General features: G+C 64.1%; 4 protein-coding genes. All 4 read left to right on the top strand.

Annotated elements, in window-relative coordinates; translation table 11 throughout:
- The first annotated feature begins 39 nt into the window (after window positions 1-39).
- The 4 genes from IEV62_RS16090 to IEV62_RS16105 are packed head-to-tail and all read left to right on the top strand — an operon-like array spanning window position 40 to window position 6,159.
- On the top strand, window positions 40-2,088 hold the full coding sequence (locus IEV62_RS16090; RefSeq protein WP_188449288.1) for an alpha/beta hydrolase family protein: 2,049 nt from the start codon (window positions 40-42) through the stop codon (window positions 2,086-2,088).
- Entirely contained in the window at window positions 2,085-3,182 is a 1,098-nt protein-coding gene (locus tag IEV62_RS16095) for an alpha/beta fold hydrolase (RefSeq protein ID WP_229733281.1), read from the top strand. Before IEV62_RS16090 ends, IEV62_RS16095 begins: the two co-directional genes overlap by 4 nt.
- The gene (locus IEV62_RS16100) at window positions 3,182-4,792 is read left to right on the top strand and encodes an amidase (RefSeq protein ID WP_188449290.1); all 1,611 of its coding nucleotides are present in this window, start codon (window positions 3,182-3,184) and stop codon (window positions 4,790-4,792) included. Before IEV62_RS16095 ends, IEV62_RS16100 begins: the two co-directional genes overlap by 1 nt.
- Window positions 4,793-4,851: 59 nt before the next feature.
- Window positions 4,852-6,159, top strand: a complete 1,308-nt coding sequence (locus IEV62_RS16105; protein ID WP_188449292.1) for a metal-dependent hydrolase family protein — start codon at window positions 4,852-4,854, stop codon at window positions 6,157-6,159.
- Window positions 6,160-6,642 lie beyond the last annotated feature (483 nt).

Raw genomic sequence — 6,642 nt, forward strand, 5'->3', positions numbered from 1 at the left:
CGGCGCTTCTGCGCGGGCACTTTACTTCGGGGATATTTCATGAACCGCCTGTTTCCGTTTATCGCGACGGCGATCACCCTCTCCGCCACCTCGGCCGTCGCGCAGACCGTGCTCAAGCCGGTCGACCTTTTCTCGCTCGCCGCCGCCAGTACGCCCGCCGTACGACCTGACGGTGGACTGATCGCCTACGTCAAAAAGGCCAACGACGTGATGACCGATCGGGCGCGCACATCGCTCTGGTTGGTCGACAGCCGGACCGGCGCGGCGACCGCGGTGGCGGCCGGCGAGGACGACGCCGCGCAGCCGTGCTGGTCGCCGGACGGCCAGCGGCTCGCCTTCGTGCGGACCACGGCCAAGGGCGAGCCCACGCTCTACGTCTATAGCGTTGCCACGCGCCAGGCGACGATCGTGTCCGCGGTCGCCCGACAGCCAAGCCAACTCGCTTGGTCGCGTGACGGCGTCAGCCTCGCCTTCGTGATGGCGGTCAACCGGCCCGACACGGTGTTCGGCAGGCCGCTTACACCGCCCGCCGGCGCGATTTGGGCGCGTCCACTCGAAGTGATCGACACGGTCGCGTATCGCGACGACGGCATCGGCCCGCGCGCGCCGGGATTTCCGCATCTGTTCGTCGTTCCCACGGGCGGCGGCCCGCCGCGCCAAGTGACCAGCGGCGCGTTCGACGATGGCGGGCCGCTGTCCTGGACTCCCGACGGCAAGGCGATCGTATTCACCTCGCGGCGCGCGACCGACTGGCAGCGCGATCCGCTCAAGGCGGGCATCTATCGCGTCGCGGTGACCGATGGTGCCGTCACCGAGCTGACGAAGCCCGACGCCCCGCGTGCGGACGCGCGGCTTTCGCCCGATGGTCGGCAGATCGCCTTCACCAACCACGACGAGCGCTACCGCGGGTATGAAAACGCGCGGCTGTGGGTAATGGATAGCGATGGCGGCCACCTGCGGATGCTTGCTGGAACGCTCGATCGCAGTTTCGAGAAGCCAGTCTGGGCGGCCGACGGAAGGTCTCTCTATGCGGACTATGTCGATCGGGGCGTCACCAAGGTTGCGCGGGTGGACGTGGCGCGCGGTAGCTTCCGCGACGTGGCAACCGACCTCGCCGGGGATGGGTTCGATTTGCCGTACAGCGGCGGTGACTTTTCGGTCGGTGCCGACGGTACGCTGGCGATCGCGCAAGGGGCACCGGATCATCCCGCCGATCTGGTCATGGTGCGCAAGGGCAGGACTACACGGCTCACCAACCTCAACGGCGCATTGCTCGGCCAGCGCACGCTCGGCGCGGTGCAGTCGCTTGCGGTCAGGTCGAGCGTCGACGGCGCCGCGGTCGATGCTTGGTTAGTGCTGCCGCCGGGCTTTGATCCGAAGCGCAGCTATCCGCTGATCCTCGAAATCCACGGCGGGCCGTTCGCGAGCTACGGCCCGACGTTCGCCAGCGACGGGCAGCTCTACGCAGCTAACGGGTATGTCGTGGTCTACGCCAATCCGCGTGGATCGACCTCGTATGGCGAGCGCTTCGCCAATGGCATCGACCGCAGCTATCCCGGCACCGATTACGACGATTTGATGAGCACGGTCGATGCCGCGATCGCCAAGGGCTTCATCAACAAGGATCGGCTGTACGTCACCGGCGGTTCGGGCGGCGGGGTGCTGACGACGTGGATCGTCGGTAAGACGCATCGCTTCCGCGCTGCGGTAGCGCAGAAGCCTGTCGTCAACTGGTCGAGCGAGGTGCTGACCTCCGACATATATCCGTGGATGGCAAAATATTGGTTCGGCAAGGCGCCGTGGGAAGATCCTCAGAGCTATTGGGCGCGCTCGCCGCTGTCGCTCGTCGGCAACGTGACCACCCCAACCATGCTCATCGTCGGCGGCCAGGACGTGCGGACGCCCGTCCCGGAATCGGAACAATATTACGGCGCGCTGCAGATGCGCGGCGTACCGACCGCGCTTGTCAAGGTGCCGGGGGCGTTCCACGACATGGCAAAGCGACCGAGCCAGTCCGCTGCCAAGACCAATGCCGTGCTGGCATGGTTTGCGCTTTATGGTGGCCCCGCGGTGGAGCTGAACGAATGATGCGCCATATCCTTTTCCTGCTCGCATCGCTCTTGCTCGGTGTGACTCCCGCGCTCGCCGCTGATGGCGAGCGCACCGCCTTCGTCCTCCGCGACTTCAAGCTTGAAAACGGAACCGTCCTGCCACGCGCGGTCGTTATGTATGCGACGTACGGCAAGCTCAATGCGGAGCATAGCAACGTGGTTCTTTTGCCGTCGCACTACATGGCGGATTCGCATGGCTATGAGTGGCTGATCGGCGCGGGCAAGGCGTTCGATCCCGCACGCTATTATCTGGTCGCCACCGAATTGTTCGGGAACGGCAAGTCCTCCTCGCCGAGCAATACGCCTGCGCCGTTCGACGGCGCGCGCTTCCCGGTGACCAGTATCCGCGACAATGTCGAAGCGGTGCACCGCCTGCTCGGCGAAGCGCTTGGCGTGCGGCATCTGCGCGCGGTCGTCGGGTTTTCGATGGGCGGCGAGCAGGCGTTTCAATGGGCGGTCAGCCGTCCCGATTTCATGGACCGCGTCGTGGTGACCTCGGCGACGGCCAAGACCTGGCCGCATGGCATCGTTCGGCTCGAAAGCGAGATCATCGCGATCACCACCGACCCGGTGTTCGCCGACGGCAATTATACGAAGCAGCCGAAGAAGGGGCTGGAAGCCTTCGGCGCGATTTGGGCGGCGTGGTTATTTTCGCAGCAATGGTGGCGCGACGAATTATGGCGAGCGAGCAGTCCTCCCGGCACGACCTTCGCGCAGGTTTTCGACAAGTTCCACAAGGACTTCATCCCGGGCGCCGACGCGAACGATCTGATCCTGCAGATGCGCACTTGGGAGATCCATGATGTCGGCACGACCCCGGGTTTCGGCGGCGACACCAAGCGCGCGCTGCGCTCGATCGAGGTTCCGCTGCTTTACATGCCCTCGCAGACTGACATGTATTTCCCGGTCGAAGACGCGCGATTCGAGGCGCAGTTCATCCCGAACGTGACCTTCACGCCGATTCCCTCGCTCTGGGGCCATACGGCGGGCGCGGCAAGCAACCCGGCCGACGCCAAGTTCCTCAACGATACAATCGGTGCCTTCATGGCGGCGGACGAAGCCAAACGTTAATGCTCAAACGAACGGAAAGCGCTGTGAAACCCATTTTCAAACTGACGGCGGTCTGCGCCGCGCTGCTGTGCGGCACTGCCCATGCCTATGACGTGACCGAAAAGTCTATCAGCCAACTCCAGGCCGATCTCCAGGCTGGGCGCGTAACCTCGGTCGAACTGGTTCGCCTGTACGAAGCGCGGATTGCGGGGCTCAACCCCAAGCTGCATGCCGTCATCGCGCTTAACCCCGCAGCGCCCGCTCAGGCCAGGGCGGCGGACGCAGCGCGCAAGGCGCACGCTCCGTACTCGGCACTCGCTGGGATCCCGATCCTCCTGAAGGATAATATCGAGAGCGCCGATCCGGTCGCGACCACTGCCGGCAGCCTCGCACTCGCTGGAAATGTCACGGGCCGCGACGCGCCGCTCGTCGCGCGACTGCGCGCGGCGGGAGCGATCATCCTCGGCAAGACCAATCTCTCCGAATGGGCCAATATCCGCTCGAGCAATTCGATTAGCGGCTGGAGCGCGACCGGCGGGCAGGCGCGCAATCCGTATGCGCTCGACCGTAACACCTGCGGCTCAAGCGCTGGCTCGGGCGCTGCGAGCGCCGCCAGCCTCGCCGCGGCGACGATCGGGACCGAGACCGACGGATCGGTGACCTGCCCCTCGGCGATTAACGGGCTGGTCGGGCTCAAGCCGACGGTCGGCCTTGTGTCGCGCACACATGTTGTGCCGATCAGCCATAGCCAGGACACTGCGGGGCCGATGACCCGCGACGTCATGGATGCCGCAATCGTGCTCGGCGGTATGGCGGGCAGCGACCCTGCCGATCCTGCGACGGCGCACGCCGACGTAATCGTCCGGGATTTCACAACCGCCTTGTCCCCCATCGCCCTGCGCGGGGTCCGGATCGGCGTGATGCGCTTCGCCGCCGGTTTTCACCCTGAAACCGAGGCCGTGTTCGAGCGCGCGCTCGTCGCGCTGCGCGCCGCAGGTGCGACGCTGGTCGACATCAAGCAATTTCCCGGCGGCAAGGACCTGGGCGCGCAGGAACATCTGGTGTTGATGACTGAGCTGAAGGCTGATCTTAACGCGTACCTCGCCGCGACCGACCCCGCCAAGGTCCCAAGTCGCTCGCTTGCCGACCTGATCGCATTCAACGCGACGCATGCCGACCGCGAAATGCCTCTGTTTGGCCAGGACCAGTTCGTCGAGGCGGAAGCGACGAACGGTCTGGCCGACCCCGTCTATGTCAAGGCGTCGGCCGACGCGCGGCGCGGTGCGGGCGTGGACGGAATCGACGCGATGCTGGCCGACAATCGAGTCTCCGTGCTGATCGCGCCAACGCTTGGCCCGTCGTGGCTGATCGATCCGATCCTAAAGGATCATTTCTCGGGTGGAGGGGCGGGCGCACCGGCTGCGATTGCGGGCTACCCGCATCTGACCGTGCCGATGGGGCTGGTCGATGGCTTGCCGGTCGGCTTGTCGTTCATCGGCGCGGCGTGGAGCGACGCTAAGCTGCTTGCCTATGGCTATGCCTATGAGCAGGCCACCCTCGCGCGTCGTGCACCGCTCTATCTGCCCACCGCGGAGATTCCCCGCATGGCGGCGCCTAGCATCGCCAAATGATGCGCGAACAGTTCGTCCAGTCAGCCTCAGGAGCCACCATGTCGAAATCAGCAGGGTCGATGAAACACCACATCCGATCGCGTCCGATTGCGGCACTCGCCGCTATCCTCCTTGCTGCGGCAGCGTCGCCCGCGGTCGCGCAGGATGTTGTGATCCATGCGGGCCGTCTGATCGACGGCGTCACCAAGGCTCCCAGAACCAACGTCTCGATCATCCTCCACAACGATCGCATCATCGCGGTCGAACCCGGTTTCGTGACGCGGCCCGACGCGCGCGTGATCGATCTGACGCGGGCCACCGTCCTGCCCGGGCTGATTGACGCGCATGTCCATATCACGGACCAGTTCGATGGCGGCGATCCCATCCGGGAAAAGGTAACGCGCACGACCTTCGATTCGGCGTTTCTGTCGACGCGCTACGCCAAGGCGACGCTCGACGCCGGCTTCACCACCGTCCGTGATGTAGGATCGGACACGGATCTGGTCGTGGCGCTGAAACGTGCGATCAACGCTGGGACAATCCCGGGTCCGCGCATGTTCGTCGCAGGCGCGCCGCTCGGGCCAACGGGCGGACATGGCGATCCGGCCAACGGGCTCGATTCGGGCCTGAGCCATGCCGGCTGGGACGATGTCGTCATCGACAGCGCCGAAAAGGCCCGCCATGTCGTACGCGACATGCACCGGCGCGGCGTCGACCTTATCAAGATCATGCCGTCAGGCGGGGTCCTTTCGATCGGCGACGATCCCAATTTGCAATTGATGGCCGATGACGAAATCAAGGCGGTGATCGATACCGCGCACGCTCTAGGCATGAAGGTTGCAGCCCACGCGCATGGCACTCTGGCGATCAACCGCGCGCTCGCCTTTGGCGTCGACTCGATCGAACATGGCTCGTTCGCTGATGCCGAGAGCTATAGTTTGTTCAAGGCGCACGGCGCGTATCTCGTGCCGACGCTGCTGATCGGAGAGCGAGTACTGGAACTCGCCCGCGCGCATCCCGAGCAGCTCCCGCCCGGAGCGGCCGCAAAGGCGATCGCGGTCGTGCCCATCATGCAGGCAAATTTCGGCAAGGCCTATCGCGCTGGCGTAAAAATCGCCTTCGGCACCGACGAATCGCTTGTCCCGCATGGCCAAAACGCGCGCGAGTTCGCGCTAATGGTCAAGGGCGGGATGACGCCGATCGATGCGATCTTTGCGGCAACCGCTAACGCCGCCGACCTAATCGGCGACAGCGCCGACATCGGTTCGATCCAGGCCGGGCGTTACGCCGATCTCGTCGCTGTTGCAGGCGACCCGCTCAGCGACATCACCCAGATGCAGCATGTGACGTTTGTGATGAAAGGCGGCATCGTGGTGCATGGCGAATAGACAATGGGTTTGCGACTAACCAAACCGGTTTATTATGCAAGGGCTTGCCGAAACGAAATGGATGGGGGGAATCACTGCTCGCGGTTGCGCTTAAGGCCACAGCGATCCAGGCTTCCGCGCAGGATCGCGCCTAGCGGTTGCTTGTCGAACTGGCCGACGCACAGGGGCCGTCGGGCTTCTAAGAGGCGCTGTGCGCGATCATGGCGCGCGTGATGAAAGCATCTGTGAATTGGCCTGCAATATTGGCCCTGATACGGTTTTGATAATCGGCCCGGTGTAACGTCGATCATAAAAACTGCGTCAGAGCCAATGTTGGGCGCCTATAAACCCCGAATACGATCAATATTGCAGGTCGATTCATACCAAATAATTTACCGTTTCGATGGGCTTTGTTGCATAACGTCGCGAGAGCATAACCGCGCTTTTACTTGAAGATGTTATGAGAGGCGGACGGTCACCGGTGTTCCTATTTCGGAGAAGCGA

Origin of the sequence: Sphingomonas psychrolutea (genome assembly GCF_014636175.1) — a bacterium.
GTDB classification, from domain to species: Bacteria; Pseudomonadota; Alphaproteobacteria; order Sphingomonadales; family Sphingomonadaceae; genus Sphingomonas; species Sphingomonas psychrolutea.